Annotated in this window: 15 protein-coding genes and 1 tRNA gene; 7 read left to right on the plus strand and 9 right to left on the minus strand. The window is 57.3% G+C overall.

Going from position 1 to position 13978, the window contains the following annotated elements; all coding sequences use genetic code 11:
* Window positions 1-6 precede the first annotated feature (6 nt).
* Window positions 7-1380: a B12-binding domain-containing radical SAM protein gene (locus VA597_RS00955; RefSeq protein WP_128741191.1), complete on the minus strand. Its 1374-nt coding sequence runs from the start codon at window positions 1378-1380 to the stop codon at window positions 7-9.
* A gap of 383 nt (window positions 1381-1763) precedes the next feature.
* Window positions 1764-2330 carry an HDIG domain-containing metalloprotein gene (locus VA597_RS00960; RefSeq protein ID WP_128741192.1) on the minus strand — a complete coding sequence of 189 codons (567 nt, stop codon included), beginning with the start codon at window positions 2328-2330 and terminating at the stop codon, window positions 1764-1766.
* 400 nt (window positions 2331-2730) lie between these two features.
* Here VA597_RS00960 and VA597_RS00965 point away from each other — a divergent pair, with 400 nt between their 5' ends.
* Entirely contained in the window at window positions 2731-3693 is a 963-nt protein-coding gene (locus VA597_RS00965; RefSeq protein ID WP_326974940.1) for a YbgC/FadM family acyl-CoA thioesterase, read from the plus strand.
* On the opposite strand, the gene VA597_RS00970 is transcribed toward VA597_RS00965, so the two are convergent.
* Both VA597_RS00970 and VA597_RS00975 read right to left on the minus strand, forming a co-directional pair.
* Window positions 3638-4060: a sigma-70 family RNA polymerase sigma factor gene (locus tag VA597_RS00970; protein WP_128741193.1), complete on the minus strand. Its 423-nt coding sequence runs from the start codon at window positions 4058-4060 to the stop codon at window positions 3638-3640. The two genes, VA597_RS00965 and VA597_RS00970, sit on opposite strands and share 56 nt — an antisense overlap.
* Window positions 4057-4260, minus strand: coding sequence for a hypothetical protein (locus VA597_RS00975; RefSeq protein WP_128741194.1), 204 nt, complete (start codon window positions 4258-4260; stop codon window positions 4057-4059). The genes VA597_RS00970 and VA597_RS00975 overlap by 4 nt, the downstream gene beginning before the upstream one ends.
* A 244-nt stretch (window positions 4261-4504) precedes the next feature.
* Here VA597_RS00975 and VA597_RS00980 point away from each other — a divergent pair, with 244 nt between their 5' ends.
* The 3 genes from VA597_RS00980 to VA597_RS00990 all read left to right on the plus strand — a co-directional run bounded on the left by VA597_RS00980 (window position 4505) and on the right by VA597_RS00990 (window position 5712).
* Window positions 4505-4870 carry a helix-turn-helix domain-containing protein gene (locus VA597_RS00980; RefSeq protein ID WP_128741195.1) on the plus strand — a complete coding sequence of 122 codons (366 nt, stop codon included), beginning with the start codon at window positions 4505-4507 and terminating at the stop codon, window positions 4868-4870.
* 2 nt (window positions 4871-4872) lie between these two features.
* Window positions 4873-5316 carry an ImmA/IrrE family metallo-endopeptidase gene (locus tag VA597_RS00985; protein ID WP_128741196.1) on the plus strand — a complete coding sequence of 148 codons (444 nt, stop codon included), beginning with the start codon at window positions 4873-4875 and terminating at the stop codon, window positions 5314-5316.
* 72 nt (window positions 5317-5388) lie between these two features.
* The gene (locus VA597_RS00990) at window positions 5389-5712 is read left to right on the plus strand and encodes a DUF5640 domain-containing protein (protein ID WP_128741197.1); all 324 of its coding nucleotides are present in this window, start codon (window positions 5389-5391) and stop codon (window positions 5710-5712) included.
* A gap of 70 nt (window positions 5713-5782) precedes the next feature.
* Here VA597_RS00990 and VA597_RS00995 read toward each other — a convergent pair whose 3' ends face one another.
* A complete protein-coding gene (locus tag VA597_RS00995; protein ID WP_128741198.1) occupies window positions 5783-6232 on the minus strand; it encodes a nucleoside deaminase in 450 nt (149 codons plus the stop codon).
* 5 nt (window positions 6233-6237) lie between these two features.
* Window positions 6238-7260, minus strand: coding sequence for a CPBP family intramembrane glutamic endopeptidase (locus tag VA597_RS01000; RefSeq protein ID WP_128741199.1), 1023 nt, complete (start codon window positions 7258-7260; stop codon window positions 6238-6240).
* A 211-nt stretch (window positions 7261-7471) separates the two neighbouring features.
* Between VA597_RS01000 and VA597_RS01005 the strand changes: the two genes are divergently transcribed.
* A complete protein-coding gene (locus VA597_RS01005) occupies window positions 7472-7642 on the plus strand; it encodes a hypothetical protein (RefSeq protein WP_164918904.1) in 171 nt (56 codons plus the stop codon).
* Between the two features lie 133 nt (window positions 7643-7775).
* On the opposite strand, the gene VA597_RS01010 is transcribed toward VA597_RS01005, so the two are convergent.
* The 3 genes from VA597_RS01010 to VA597_RS01020 all read right to left on the minus strand — a co-directional run bounded on the left by VA597_RS01010 (window position 7776) and on the right by VA597_RS01020 (window position 10495).
* Window positions 7776-7852, minus strand: a tRNA-Arg gene (locus VA597_RS01010).
* Window positions 7853-8021: 169 nt separating this feature from the next.
* Window positions 8022-9221 (minus strand): peptidoglycan-binding protein, encoded by a 1200-nt coding sequence (locus tag VA597_RS01015; protein ID WP_128741200.1) that lies wholly within the window; start codon window positions 9219-9221, stop codon window positions 8022-8024.
* A gap of 26 nt (window positions 9222-9247) precedes the next feature.
* Window positions 9248-10495 carry an ATP-binding protein gene (locus tag VA597_RS01020; RefSeq protein WP_243112573.1) on the minus strand — a complete coding sequence of 416 codons (1248 nt, stop codon included), beginning with the start codon at window positions 10493-10495 and terminating at the stop codon, window positions 9248-9250.
* A gap of 187 nt (window positions 10496-10682) precedes the next feature.
* Between VA597_RS01020 and VA597_RS01025 the strand changes: the two genes are divergently transcribed.
* Both VA597_RS01025 and VA597_RS01030 read left to right on the plus strand, forming a co-directional pair.
* Window positions 10683-11507, plus strand: coding sequence for a hypothetical protein (locus VA597_RS01025; protein WP_128741201.1), 825 nt, complete (start codon window positions 10683-10685; stop codon window positions 11505-11507).
* Window positions 11508-11780: 273 nt separating this feature from the next.
* Window positions 11781-13550 carry a sigma-54-dependent transcriptional regulator gene (locus VA597_RS01030; protein ID WP_164918905.1) on the plus strand — a complete coding sequence of 590 codons (1770 nt, stop codon included), beginning with the start codon at window positions 11781-11783 and terminating at the stop codon, window positions 13548-13550.
* Window positions 13551-13978 lie beyond the last annotated feature (428 nt).

The following is a 13978-nucleotide window of genomic DNA, read 5'->3' on the forward strand; positions in this document are numbered from 1 at the left end:
GTTTTTTCATCCGTGCAGGGCTTTCGGGTTCCAGTGCCGGATCCGGTATAAATTGGTCCGTCTTTTAAAGATCGAGGCGAGATAAAGGAACGGGACGCCGAGCTTGATCAGAAGGGCCAGCCCGATTCTCCGAAGTCCGTACTGGACGCCGAAGATTTTGCCGATGCGGAAAGAGGAAAAAAAGCTGTAGAACCGGCGGACGGCGTGAAAAAACTCCTTTTGAAGTCCCCATGGGGTGAGCCGTTTCGGCAGAAACGTCACGTTCATCATGTCGAAAAGGGACCAGTCCTTTGTGAGGATGCGTCCCTCGCGCTCATATTGCTCGAATACCTTTGTGCCGGGAAACGGAGTCAGAACCGCCGGCTGAAGCTGGTACGCGTTGATTTTCCTGGCAAAGTCGACGCTGTGCCGCATCTCTTCCCTTCCGTCCGTGTCGATCCCGAGGACGATGCTGGCGATCAGGCGGATTTTATGCCGGGACAGAGCGGCCGCGCACTGTTCGATGTCCGCGATGCTCTGCCGCTTGTTGATCTCGTTCAGGGAATCCTGGTTCAGCGACTCGATTCCGACCAGCGCGCGGGTCAGGTGGGCCCTCTGGAGCAGGTCCAGCATTTCCTCGTCGTTCGCCATGTCCGTTCTTCCGAAGAAAAAGGTTTCTTTGAACACGAGGTCTTCCGCAATCATCCTGCGGCAGATTTCCTTGGCCCGCTCCTTGTTTGCCGTAAAGTTGTCGTCTTCAAAATTCATGTACCGGAACCCGAGCTTTTTGTAATATTTCAGCTCGCCGATCACGCTTTCAACGCTTCGCTCCCGATAGGGACGGAACATGCGCGAGGTGGTGCAGAACGAGCAGCAGAACGGACAGCCTCTGGTCGACAGGACGTTGGCGCATTCGCATTTCGTTTTCAGAAGGGAGTAGTCCGGATAAGGGGCCTCATCCAGATTTTTCAGGCAGGGCGAGCGGACGATCCGGTCCGTGATCTTTCCTTCGATCACGTCCAGGATCACTTTTTCCCCTTCTCCGACGATCACCTGGTCCGCGTGCAGGGCAGCCTCCTCCGGCAGTACGGAGGCGTGCATCCCTCCGATCAGCACACGGGCACTCGTCTCCCGGCGGATGCGGTCCGCCAGCAGATAGGCCCGCGGCGCGGTCGACGTCATGGTCGAAAGGCAGACGACGTCGGCATTCTGAAAGACGGAAAAATCCACGTCCTGATAAAGCTCTTCCCAGACGGAAACGTCGTGCCCCGCGTCTTTCAGGATGCGGCCGAGCACCAGCGGGCCGGTGATGGAATTGGAATGGCCGTACAGCGAGTTCCCCATCCTGTAAAACGCCGACCGCCTGACGTCGCCGGCGGGAGTTAAAAACACAACCCTCATTTTTAAGCTTCTTTCCTTAAAGCTGCAGAAAATCAAATCTGTTTTTTCATATCATAACAGACAGTTTAGTGCCTCGTGAAAACATTGTCAACCTACAAAAACGCAGGAGTGACTAAAACAGCACAATCTGTCATGAACGGCGGGGACGAACATCCGGCGACAAAAAGAAGCAGGAAAAATCCTGCTTCTGCTTTTTATGGGTGTTTTACTTTCAGTTTAGAGATGAGATTACAAAAGAAATCCAGAAGTTTTGAAAAAATGTTCTTAAGGAATTCACATCGAAGAAGGAGATTTGTATAGATTTTTGTCAGGATCATAACACCGGCTAAATTAATTGCGACGCCGATCGTGATACGGATGAAATCCTTGACTTTTTTCACGCTTCAGATTTCCATCGTCCCGACCAGACTCTTCATGGCGTCGATCGTCCGGGCCATCAGGTCGTCCAGGCTCCAGCCGAGCAGGTCCGCGCCCTGCTGGATGACGTCCCGGGAGCATCCCGCGGCGAAGGCCGGGGTCTTGAATTTTTTCTTTAACGATTTGAGCTGCATATCCGAGACGCTTTTGGAGGGGTGCATCAGGGCGACGGCGCCGATCAGCCCGGTCAGCTCGTCGGTGGCGAACAGGATTTTTTCCATGATATGCTCCGGTTTGACGTCGACCGTCAGGCCGTAGCCGTGGCTTGCGACGGCGTGGATCAGCTTTTCGTCGATTCCCCGTTCCCGCATGATTTCCTGCTCTTTGATGCAGTGCTGCTCCGGGTACTGCTCGAAATCAAGGTCGTGCAAAAGCCCGGCCACTTTCCAGAACTCCACGTTTTCAGGGTCGTACTCCTGCGCGAAATACCCCATGACGCCGGATACGACTTTCCCGTGGTGCAGGTGAAACGGGTCCTTATTGTATTCTTCCAGAAGCGTCTGCGCTTCTTCCAGATTCGGTATTTTTCCCATTTTTAACCTCCGATTTCCAATTTTCCGGCAATAATCCAATTATTTTACTCTCTATCCTATCCGGTCTTCCCCGATTTGTCAAGGGCAGACTGAGCCTGCGCGCACGCCCCGCCGTTTGGCACCATGCGAACCGCAGGTTTGGTCTGGCGGGAGAGTAGGAAGAGGCTCCCGGAATCGTTCTGCTCCGCAAAGCTGAAATCGTGGGCAGCGTGACGCTGCGTCTTCGGCCCGCCGGTCAGAACGGTAAAAATCCGTTTGTTTTGTTTGGGGCGGGACGGAGGCTGGCATCTCCCGACAACGAAAGCTGGAAACGCCGCAGGCGCGTCCTGGCAGGAGGACCTTGCCGACGAATATGGATTCTGCTATACTGAAGAAAAGAATCCGGAAAGCGGTGAAGAACATGTCAGAAAAGAAAAAGCCCCCGCAGGCGGCACCCGGCGGTGAGAAATCCTGTTTCGTTTACGACACGGAAATCGGCCCCCTTACGATTGCGTCCGACGGGGAGGCAATCACCATCGTGCATTTTGGGGCAGAACCGCGCGCGGCGCTCCGGCGCACGGAACTGACCGACCGCGCCGCCGCGGAGATCGCGGATTATCTGTCCGGAAAAAGGACCCGGTTCGATCTTCCGTTAAAGCCCGAAGGAACGGCTTTTCAGAAGCGAGTCTGGAACGCCTTATTGGACATCCCTTACGGGGAGACAAGGAGCTACCGCCAGATCGCGGAGCGGGCCGGCAGCCCGAAGGCTTTTCGCGCCGTGGGCATGGCAAACAATCAAAACCCGGTCGCCATCCTGATCCCCTGTCACCGCGTGATCGGGTCGGACGGCTCGCTGGTCGGGTATGCCGCGGGGCTTGAGATCAAAAAGCGTCTGCTGGCGCTGGAACAGACTCACGCGGAAGACCTTCCGGCCGCACCGGGAGGTCGGGGGGATGGCGGCCCGCTTCCCTATCGCCGCCGCGTGCAGTATTATGAAACGGACCAGATGGGGATCGTCCATCACTCCAACTATATCCGCTGGATGGAGGAAGCCCGCCTGGATTATCTGGAGCAGCTCGGCTGGGGATATCAAAAGCTGGAGAGCGGCGGCCTGACGATTCCCGTGACGGAGGTGTCCTGCTCCTATCGGAGTCCGGTGCGGTTCGGGGAAACGGTGCGGATCGACGTCCGGGTTTCCGCCTATCAGGGCGTCAGGCTGGCGCTGGAATACCGCATCACGGATCCGGAAACCGGAAAGTTTCGGGCCGCAGGCAGAAGCGGGCATTGTTTCTGCAACCGGGACGGCAGGCCGATCCGGCTGAAAAAGTTCAGCGAGGCGCTCGACCGCCTTCTTTCGAAGCTGTCCCGCGGGGAGGAGAAATGACGTCCGCGTTTTCTCCCGTGCGCCGGAATGAAACAGCGCCGGAATCCGGGCGGCTGCCGCAGCGCTCCCGGTTCAGTGACGGATAGCAATATTGCAGAATCGTTTGAAGGCGCCGGCGCGCCTTTTTCAGATGCCTGGACACCGTGGACGGCGACAGCCCCAGCTCCGCCGCGATTTCACTCACGTTTTTCCCTTCGCCGTAACACAGGCGGACGCACTGCATCTGCCGCGCGGTCAGCTCCCCCTGTGCCGCCAGCATCATGGTCCGCAGCATCCGCCTGTGCTGCCCCCCGTCGTCCAGGCCCTGCCTGTCCGGATTCAGCCTGTCCCCGAACAGATCGAGACTTAAATTGGATCCCCGCCTCATTCACGGTCTCCCCTTTCCAGCAGGTGTTCTCCCGTGTGGTGCAGTTCCAGATACATTTCTCCAAGCATGGAGGTCCGCCGGAGCAGCAGGACGGCGTCTTCCCCGGCAGCGTCTTTCAGCTGCTTCCGCAGGGGGCGCAGACGATCCTTGAGCCGCTGCGCCTCAAGCAGATATTCCCTTCCCCATTCGCAGTAATTCATAAAGCTCCTTTCTGTGCACGAAATGTGTAGCTGTTGGATCGTAAATTACGCCGATTGAAATATACCGGCGTTGTTGATTCCTATCATATCATGGGGGAATAGGGATTTCAATCATTTTTAGAACATTTGTTCTTAAATTCAAAGCAAAGGGCCATTCCTGGGACTCAGGCGTCCGGGTTATCCAAAAGCCCTTGAAATAACACGATATGTGTGCTATAATACGGAGCCAAAGGAGTGGTCCCAATTGCTGAATGAAAAGATCCGGCAGCTTCGGCGCGAGCGGGGCATGACCCAGAAAGAGCTGGCCCGGCGCCTCGGCGTTTCCCCGTCGGCCGTCGGCATGTACGAGCAGGGCCGGCGCGCGCCGGACAGCGCGCTTTTGCCGCGCCTTGCGTCGGTGTTGGAGTGCACTACCGACGAACTGCTGGGAACGGGATATTCCGGCGATGTTGGGGACGTCATCGACAGCTTTGCGCGCACGCTGGAACGACAGCCGGGGCTGATGTTCAACGGCGCGCCCATCAGCCGCAGCGACCGGGAGAAGCTCGCGAATGCCATCCGTGTCGCCGCCGCTCTGTCTTCGCCGGAAAAGCACGCCGCGGGGAGGTAAAAATGAACGGGATAGAAAAGCTGGCGCACCGCATCACCAAGCGGTTCGGGAGCAGTTCGCCTTTCTGCCTTTGCGACTGCATGGGCGTCCAGGTCCGCCGGCTGGACCTGCCGGAACGGGTGCGCGGGTTCTGTTTTCGCACGGAAGCCGGTCAGCCGATCATCGTTTTGCAGGAGACCCTTTCCAAGACGGAAAGCGGATATTGCTGCGCGCACGAGCTGGGGCATCTTCTTCTTCACCCCGGGTTGAACGCGCAGGTCGTCTCCGACCTGACAAATCTGTGCGCCCCGCGCTATGAGAGGGAAGCGGATCTTTTCGCGGCCTGTCTCCTGATTGATCCGAATTTTGAAGAGTGGAGCCAGACGTACAATCCGCTGACGCAGGAGCAGATTGCCAGGCTGTCCGGCCTTCCCCGCAGGGTGGTCGGCCTCCGTTTTGAAAAATAAACGGATTCGATGAAGTCTATGTTCAAGCGCGGGAAACGGATGATATCAGAGCGGGCGGGGAGGGAAGCTGCTATGAAAAAAATCCTACCGGTGCTCCTGGCGGCGTTTCTGCTGCTGTGCACCGGTTGCAAAACAGCGTCGAAACCGGAACCGGACAGGATCGCTGGCGTCTGGAAGGATTCTTACGGCCTGACGGAATACCGGTTTAACCAAAACGGAACCATGAAGATCGAAGCGCTGAATTTCGGATCCTTTAAAGGGACCTACAGCATTCAGGGCTCGCAGATCACGATGCAGTACAAGATCGTGGTAAAGAATGTCAAGGAAACCTATGATTATCGAATCGACGGGGACACCCTCTATTTGGACGATCAGGCGTTTAAGCGAAAAAAATAGGACCCAGCCTGACGACAAGGCCGCGCGGACGCAAAAGTGCTTTGCAGTCTGCAAAGCACTCCGAAGCCTTTTATTTTCTCAGTTCCCGGAAAAAATCGGTGAGTAAAGCGGAACATTCCGCCTCCAGCACTCCGCCGCGCAGTTCCGGCCTGTGATTGTACGGAAGTTCGAAAAGATTGACGACCGACCCGCAGGAGCCGGCCTTTGGGTCGTGTGCCCCGAACACGACGCGGCGCAGCCGCGCATTGACTGCGGCTCCCGCGCACATGGGGCACGGCTCCAGCGTGACGAACAGCTCGCACTGCCACAGCCGCCATCCGCCCAGCGCGCGGCAGGCCCCGCCGATCGCTTCCAGCTCCGCGTGGCAAAGGGCGTTTTTTCCGGCTTCCCGGCGGTTTCTTCCCGCCGCGACGATCACGCCTTCCCGCACGACAACGGCGCCGACCGGGACCTCCCCCTCGGCGCCCGCTTCCCGTGCCAGCCGGATGGCCTCGCTCATAAAATCCTCATCGCTCCGCATATACTTTACGTACCTGCAAGGACATATACCGAAGTGACCACGGCGTAGATCGTGACCATGATGACGCCCGGGTTGGAAAACATCGCGCCCAGCTTCTGGGAAAAGCGGAGCGGTGAAGCGGGGCCGCCGAAGCTGAAAAAGCGCTTGTCCCGGAACAGCAGATAAAGAAGGGAAAGCAGGCCGAGCGCAAGCAGGACAACTGCCCTTTTGTCTCCCACCGCCACGGCTTCCGCCTCGCCCCGGTACCGCTCGACCATCTGGATGGCAACCGCCGAGGCGTTGTTGACCGCGTGGACCAGGATGGCCGGAAGGAGGGAGTTGGTCCGGATCACGACGAATCCCAGAACAAGGCCGCACAGGAATGCGAAGACCGTCTGGGCCAGATTCCCGTGGTAGAGGCCGAACAGCGCCGCCGAAGCCACCACCGCGAATCCATCCCCGAAGCGGCGGAGCCCCTGCAGGATCATGCCGCGGAACATCATTTCCTCCACCATGGGAGGAATGACGACGACGCTCAGCACATAGAGGGCCAGCACGGCGGGATCGTCGTTCAGAGGCATGTCCGGAATCGTTCCGCTGAATCCCATGGCCTGTTCCAGGCTGACGATCATACTGGCCGGGAAATTGGCGAACATGCAGCCGGCGCTTCCCAGAAACACGCAGGCCAGGGTTTTGACCGCGCCCGCCCTTTCGAACGGGAGTCCCGCGGCGAGCGGAATCCTGCGCACGGCAAAATAGAACAGCACGGGGACGGAAATCCCCACCGCATAGCCCAAAGCGGAGATCAGGTAGTACAGTACGGGATTCAGCCCGCCGAAACTCGCGAAGGCGGGCTGATAGGGCTGCAGCATGCGAAAATAAAGGACGCCGCCGGTCGAAAGGACCGTGAGAAACACGGTCCCCAGAAACGCGGTCCAGCCGAGACGGTTGGCCTCCCTGCGGATCTGCCTCTTTTCTTCCTGCACGGCCAAATAATATCGCGGGTCCCCATAGAGCCCGAACGGGCCGTACGGCGCATCATATCTCATAGAAAATCTCCCAAGGTATTTGTATTAATCCGAAGAAAAAACATTTCCCCGGATCTGTATCTGGATCTTCATTATATCACAAAGCCCGGATAATATCATTATGGGCATGTGAACTTTCATTCTCCCTCATCGAAATTTCATCCTGAAATTTTTGCCAAGAGCCCATTCTGCGGTATAATGATAGTATCCGCCGATCAAGGGAGGAAATGCTTTGGATGTAGAGGAGATAAAAAAGCTGGACAAGCGTATCCTGGAAATACAGAATCCGTTTGGAAATGGCTTCCCCGCGCTGAGAAAGGTTTTCGAAGAGACTGCGGAGAAAAATCAGTGCCCCGTGGCAGACGTTGTCCGGCGCTACCTGATCTGGAAATGGAGAAAATGAGGGCGGATAATTGCCGGAGCGGCCGGCCGCATGGGCGGAGGCTCCGGTTTCAGAATGGAGACAGTGCGTACAGCGCGGTGAGGGCAGTTTAAATGCAGAAGGCCGCAACCCTCTGGGGTTGCGGCCTTCTGTTTGGCGTCCCCGAGGCGATTTGAACGCCTGGCCTTCCGCTTAGGAGGCGGACGCTCTATCCAGCTGAGCTACGGAGACAGAAAGAATTGCCAGTCTGCCTGTTTTCACCGAAACCGCAGACGCAAATCTCAATTATTATAAAACAGGCGGGCCGTTTTGTCAATGGCCGCCTGAGAAGTATCTTTCAAAATTAGTCCTGTGCGGAAAAAATCCCCGGCAAAACGCTGCCGGGGAAAATGTTTTGTTTCTAGCTGGTCCGTTTGACCGCGTCGGAGGAAAACATCTTTTTCAGCGTCGCCGGATCCGCAACTCCCGTGACCGTCATCCCGTTCAGGTACTGAAAATCCTTCACGGCCTGAGCGGTGGCCTCGGCGTAAAGCCCGGTGGGCTTGACGAACATATATCCCAGTTGCTCCAGGCGGTTCTGCATTTTCAGCACATCGTCGCTCTGCGTTCCGCTTTTCAGCGTCTGGTTCAGATTCAGATCCGTGCCGACCTGTGAAGCGGCAGAGGAGGACGGGGAAGACGAATCGGACGGTTCGGAAGACGAGACGCCCTGAAGCAGCTCCGGATGCACCGTCCCGGCCATAAAGCTGACCGCCTGGATCAGTTCCTCCCCCTGCAGGGTCATCATACCGGGATCCATCTCGTAGACCCGCTTCTCCTTGACCGCCGTCAGCTTGCCGTATTCCGCCGAAGCCTCCAGCTCCGCCTTGACGCCTTTCGCGCAGAAGATGTATTTCGGGTCGGCCGTCAGAAGGTCGGAAACCTTAAAGGTTCCGTCCTTTCCGCCGGAAGCGGAATTCGTCAGGCCGGCAGCCTCGACCAGATGCCCGGCGAGCATGTCGCCGGTGGCCGCGCTTCCCTTGGCGTCGTACAGATAGGCTGCGGTGACGGGAGTGTCGCTTTCGGGAATCGCGCGGGTAATGTCGTCGATGGTCTGGTAGATTCCGTCTGCGGTGTCCTTTCCCTGCTGATACCCTGTGCGCGCGCCCTTGAGGACGGAACCGACGTTGGAGTAAAGCCGTTCCAGGTCTTCCCGGCTTGTGGCGCCGCCCAGGGTCAGGACCGTCAGCCCCGCCTTTTCCATTGCCGACTTCTGTGATTCGGTCAGGGCATCCGCAAAGACGACGTCGGCCCCGAGGTCGTGGATTTTCTGCGCGTCGTCCGCCGTCACGACCGGCAGGACGGACAGGTCGCTCTGCGAGCAATCCGCGCTTCGTGCCTTCAGGCTGGCCTCGTATCCGACGGATAGAATCACGGAGGCAATGCTCGGCGAAAGAACCGCCGCCCCGGCGGGTTCCTTCTTGATGACCACGTCTCCGATTTTGGCGGGGTAGTCCTTGTCCCCGGCGCCGGAGGCAACATCGCTTGCGTGGCTGCAACCGGACAGGGAGGATATCGCAAGCATCGCGGTCAGGAATACGGCCAACAGTCTTTTTCCCATTTCTGACTCCTTTTCTTGTCTTAAGTTCACTCCGGCGCCCTGCCGCTGCGGATGCGCGCCTCAGCGGCGCGGATATACTGCTTCGCGCAGCGGGGCGAGCGCCCTCCGCGGCCGATCGCCCAGCGCTCGGCCCCCTCCTCAAGTTCTCTCATGTGGTTCCCAAGACCTCTGCGTTCCGCCAGAAGACGGACAATATCCAGGTATTCGTCCTTGCCGGGAAGGCTGAACCGGATGGAGAGGCCGAACCGGTCCGCCAGCGAAAGGCTCTCCTGAATGGTGTCCCCCCGGTGGATCTCGTCGCCCTCCCGGTCTGAAAATGTCTCCCGAAGCAGATGCCTGCGGTTCGAAGTCGCGTAGATCAGCGTGTTTTCCGGCCTTGCCGCAAGGCCCCCCTCCAGAACCGCTTTCAGAGAGGCGTAGGTTTCATCCTGCCGTGAAAACGACAGGTCGTCGATGAAGATGATGAACTTCATCGGCAGCTCCGCGATGCGGTCCGCCAGGACCGGAAAATCCGGCAGGGATTCCTTCGGCATTTCGATCATCCTCAGGCCTTTGGAATAATATGCGTTCAGGATCGCTTTGACGGTGGAAGACTTGCCCGTTCCCCGGTCGCCGTACAGCAGGCAGTTGTTCGCGGGGAGGCCCCGCAGGAACGCCAGTGTGTTGTCGATCGCCTCTCCGCGCTGCAGCTCGTAGCCCGTCAGCTCGGAAAGAGAGGTCGGGTCGGGGTGCAGCACGGGATGCAGCTCCCCGCCGCGCCAGATAAACGCCCGGAACCGCGCGTAAACGCCGCACCCGTTTTCACGGTGAAACCGGGCTGCCCGGTCCGCAAGCGGTCCGGAGCCGCCCCGAAGCGCGGCGGGCAGGTCTCCCGTTTCCCAGCGCGGCAGCCTCAGCGCGGGCAGATCGTCCGCGAAGCCGCACCCGGCGAGCAGCTGCTCCGGGGTGACGGACGCCGCCTGGAAAATGACGTCCAGGTCGCGCCCGGCCGCGGCATTCAGGACCTGAGGAATCTCCGCGCCGCGCGCCGCGGCCAGGGAAAATGCATTTTCGTCGCACAGGATTTCCTGCGCCAGGCAGCCGAGCAGGCCGCCGCTTCCGCCCTGCCCGCACAGGGCGGAAAAAAAGGCGCCCCACGCTTGTGCGAACGGTTCGCAGGAAAGGCCCGCCGCGTTCAGCAGGCGGCAGAGCGCGCGCGGCACCGGGCGTTCCAGAATTCCGCGGTATACGGAAAGGGAAGCCATGGAAAGCGCAAGGTTTCTGATCTGATTCATGGGGGCAACATCCTTTACCCGATCGGGACAGGCAGATTACAATCTGTAAAATCGGTTGATTTTTCATCTATTTTACGCTGTTTTGTCGCCGGCTGTCAAGTTCGCGGGGAGAAATCCTGGTTGCGGACAGCTCTCAAAGACATTATAATGGAAACAGATTCCATGGAAACCTGAAGAGAGGTATAAAATGAAACGAGTAAATCCCTTGTTTCCCGCGCTTCTTTTCCTCGCGGCCGCAGTTCTGTTCGGCGGCTGTTCGCATGGTCCGGACGCCGGCGTGCTCCTGCGCGAGGCGGAATCGAACGCGGACTCGATCCGGAGCTGTGACGCCGGCGTTGGTCAGGAACTGGTTTTTACGGCGGACGGCGCCCAGCACGCCGTTTCTTCTTCGAATCAAATCACTTATGCGGCGGAGCCGTTCGCGTTAAAATCGGTTCAGCAGACCCGGAACGACGGCGCGGACAGCACCGGCGAAACCTACACGGTGACCGAAGACGGGAAGCTCTGGTTTTACTGCAGGCCGAACGGCACGTGGCAGAAGACCGGCGCGGGGAATCTCGACACCTCCCCCGCCGCCCAGGTGGACATTCTCCGGATGCTGAACAGCGCCGAGGATCAGAAATACGTGCGGGAAACGACGATGGATTCCCGAAAGGTACATAAAATCGAGCTGAGGCTCAGCGGCGAAATCCTGCGCCCGGCGGTGGAAACGATCGCGGCCGTCACGGGGATGTCGGACGGCTCCGGGACGGTGGTCCAGACCCTTCTCAACAGCGCTCCGGATCTGTACGGGTACTGTTATATTGACGCCGGCACAGGGCAGCTTGTGAAAATCGAGGCCGACCTGACCGACGCGGCCAACCAGATTTTTCAGAAAATCGACGGAAGCAGCGTTTCCGTTCATGTAGTAAAATGCGAACTGTCGGGAAATATTTCCGACATTGGCTCCGCATCCTCCGTCGTGCTTCCGGACGGCGCGAAGAACGCCGCATCCGTTCAGGCCTATGGCTGACGATTTCCCTCTATGTGTGAATTCCCTTTCCTTTGTCCAAAAGCCTCCCGGCGCTGAATGAAAGCGCCGGGAGGTCTTTGTGTGGGAGAATATAGGTACGCAGCTGATAATTTCAGCGTAATAATGATAAAAAATAGAACCGCGGAGGGATGCCGATCAGCATGGAATTCCTGCCTGTTTCACATTGTAACGATCAGGTTGAACGGCCCCGGACCATGTGCTATAATATGGCATATTGAAACAGCTTTTATGCCGATTAAGGATGTTGATGCTATGTCAAGAATTAAAATGACCGTTATTGCACCCTATGAGGGACTCAAAGGGTTGGTCCTCACACTGTCAGGCCAATATCCTCAGTTTGATATTCAGGTCGTGGTCGCAAATCTTTGGCAGGGCGTTCAGGCCGCGGAAGCCCTCCATGTCAGCGGCGCCGATATCATCCTTTCCCGCGGAGGCACGGCGGAACTGATTGAACGGCATGTATCCGTCCCCGTTATCAGCATCGATATTTCCGGATATGATTACATCCGAATGATCACCTTGGCGAGCGGCTTTTCCGGGAAATCCGCCATGGTCGGTTTCCGCAGTATTACCGAAGGGGCACAATCCATCAAAAAGCTGATGGATAATCCGATCGATATTTTCACCATTGCTGATTCGGAGGAATTGTCGGCCCTGCTGGACCGGTTAAAGAGGGAAAATTACCAGGTTATCCTCGGGGACGTGGTCACCTCGGAGGAAGCGCACAAAATGGGGTTCACCTCGGTTTTGCTTACCTCCGGGGAGGAGAGTGTGAGAAAAGCCTTTTCGGAGGCGGAGCGGGTTTATCGGTACCTTCAAAAGGTCAGGTTGGATAATATCCTTGAAAAGCAAGTCCTGGCAAACGTTCCGATGTATTATGCGGTACTGGACCGGGACGGCGGCGCCCTGTTCCAAAAGCTGCCCGCCGATCAGTCGGATGCCATCCTGAAAAGACTGGCCGACGAAGCGGGGAACGTATTTCAGAACGAATCGAAACGTCAATCGCTTTTTCAGCTGGACGATAAGGTCTGGTCCATATCTGAAAATCAAATCCGCGATGGAAATGGAAGAACGTATGCGGCGTTTTATTTGTCCCTGTGCCCCGTTGAAATGAAAACGGTTCCGGGCCTGGCGATTTCGTCCCCGAAGACGCCCTCTGATTTTTCGATCTCCACTTTTGGCAGAAACAGCAACTACCTGAAAGGCACCTATGAAAAAGTGAAGGAATACACCGGACTTCACGTGCCGGTCCTGATTGTCGGAGAAATCGGAACGGGCAAGGATGCGCTGGCGGAGCTGATCCGCTTTGTCGGAGCGGAGGCTTCCCCGTTCCTCACATTGGATGGTGAAACCGCGAACTCCGCCAGCCTGATGAATTTTCAAAAAATTCTGAGGACAAACGATTCTGCGGCGGTCTATCTGCGGCAGCCCTGTCTGCTTAGCCTGGATAACCAGCGGCTTCTCCTCTCGATCCTCAGTGACCCTGGCTTTTTTGAAAGACATCTGGTTGTTTCGTCGTTTTGTGAACTGCCGGAATCGCTGGTCTCCTCGGACAGGCTGCTGGAGGCGCTGGGCAGGTTGCTCGGCAAATACCGCATTCGTCTTCCCAGCCTGCGGGAACGCCCCGGGGATATGAGAGATCTTGTCAGCAACTATATGAATGAAGCTAATTTTCAATTCGGAAAGCAGGTTGTGGCAATCGAAGACGAGGCGCTTCGATTGCTTGTAAAATTCAATTGGACCACAAATCTGGAACAGCTTCGCCGGGTAACGGATCAGTTGGTCCTTCTGGCGGATGAACCGACAATCCGGTCTGGCGTGGTTGCCCGCGTGCTCGGGGAGGAAAGCGATTTGAATCAGCCCCGCGAAGATATTCCGATTGCGGGCAAATCGCTGGATGATCTCGTGGACGAAATCATCCAGCGCGTGATCCGAGAGGAAAAGGGGAATATGGCAAGGGTCTCCTCCCGGCTCGGAATCAGCCGTTCCACGGTTTGGAGGCATATGAAAAAACAGAAATAAAAGTCTTTCGATCCGGCCGACAGCCGGCTGAAGGGCCGCGGCGGCAATCGTGAACGTTACGGGTGCGGGCGGCGCGGCCGGGATATGATTTTCCGGACATACCGAAATCTTCGCGCATTACACAACACCCTTTCCTGCGGGATGCTGATGGCAGAGCGCAGATTCGGGCATTTTCGTTTCTTGCAAGGTCCCCGATATGTTCAAATTCGTATCTTCCAAGGGAATATTAGCAAGTTTTGTCAAATAGCCATATTATGTACTGAATCCAAGAAAGGGGGAGACGAATCGATGTGTTGCTGGAACTGTGGCCGCTGGGGATCCTGCGGCCGCTGGGGCTGCTGCAGCCGTTGGGGGTGTGGCTGGCGCAACCGTGGCCGTTGGTGCAGGCGTAATTGGTTCTGACCTTTAAAAGATACGGGGGACGGCCT

Origin of the sequence: Caproicibacter sp. BJN0012, from assembly GCF_035986805.1 — a bacterium.
In the GTDB taxonomy this organism is placed as follows: Bacteria; Bacillota; Clostridia; order Oscillospirales; family Acutalibacteraceae; genus Caproicibacter.

What these genes read in the sequence shown, in the direction of transcription:
- VA597_RS01025 (WP_128741201.1), top strand. Translation starts at nt 10,683, where the DNA reads ATGAAACGAGTAAATCCCTTGTTTCCCGCGCTTCTTTTCCTCGCGGCC.
- VA597_RS01030 (WP_164918905.1), top strand. Translation starts at nt 11,781, where the DNA reads ATGTCAAGAATTAAAATGACCGTTATTGCACCCTATGAGGGACTCAAA.
- VA597_RS00960 (WP_128741192.1), bottom strand. Translation starts at nt 2,330, where the DNA reads ATGGGAAAAATACCGAATCTGGAAGAAGCGCAGACGCTTCTGGAAGAA.
- VA597_RS01015 (WP_128741200.1), bottom strand. Translation starts at nt 9,221, where the DNA reads ATGGGAAAAAGACTGTTGGCCGTATTCCTGACCGCGATGCTTGCGATA.
- VA597_RS00955 (WP_128741191.1), bottom strand. Translation starts at nt 1,380, where the DNA reads ATGAGGGTTGTGTTTTTAACTCCCGCCGGCGACGTCAGGCGGTCGGCG.
- VA597_RS00990 (WP_128741197.1), top strand. Translation starts at nt 5,389, where the DNA reads ATGAAAAAAATCCTACCGGTGCTCCTGGCGGCGTTTCTGCTGCTGTGC.
- VA597_RS00965 (WP_326974940.1), top strand. Translation starts at nt 2,731, where the DNA reads ATGTCAGAAAAGAAAAAGCCCCCGCAGGCGGCACCCGGCGGTGAGAAA.
- VA597_RS00975 (WP_128741194.1), bottom strand. Translation starts at nt 4,260, where the DNA reads ATGAATTACTGCGAATGGGGAAGGGAATATCTGCTTGAGGCGCAGCGG.
- VA597_RS00970 (WP_128741193.1), bottom strand. Translation starts at nt 4,060, where the DNA reads ATGAGGCGGGGATCCAATTTAAGTCTCGATCTGTTCGGGGACAGGCTG.
- VA597_RS00985 (WP_128741196.1), top strand. Translation starts at nt 4,873, where the DNA reads ATGAACGGGATAGAAAAGCTGGCGCACCGCATCACCAAGCGGTTCGGG.
- VA597_RS01000 (WP_128741199.1), bottom strand. Translation starts at nt 7,260, where the DNA reads ATGAGATATGATGCGCCGTACGGCCCGTTCGGGCTCTATGGGGACCCG.
- VA597_RS01020 (WP_243112573.1), bottom strand. Translation starts at nt 10,495, where the DNA reads ATGAATCAGATCAGAAACCTTGCGCTTTCCATGGCTTCCCTTTCCGTA.
- VA597_RS00995 (WP_128741198.1), bottom strand. Translation starts at nt 6,232, where the DNA reads ATGCGGAGCGATGAGGATTTTATGAGCGAGGCCATCCGGCTGGCACGG.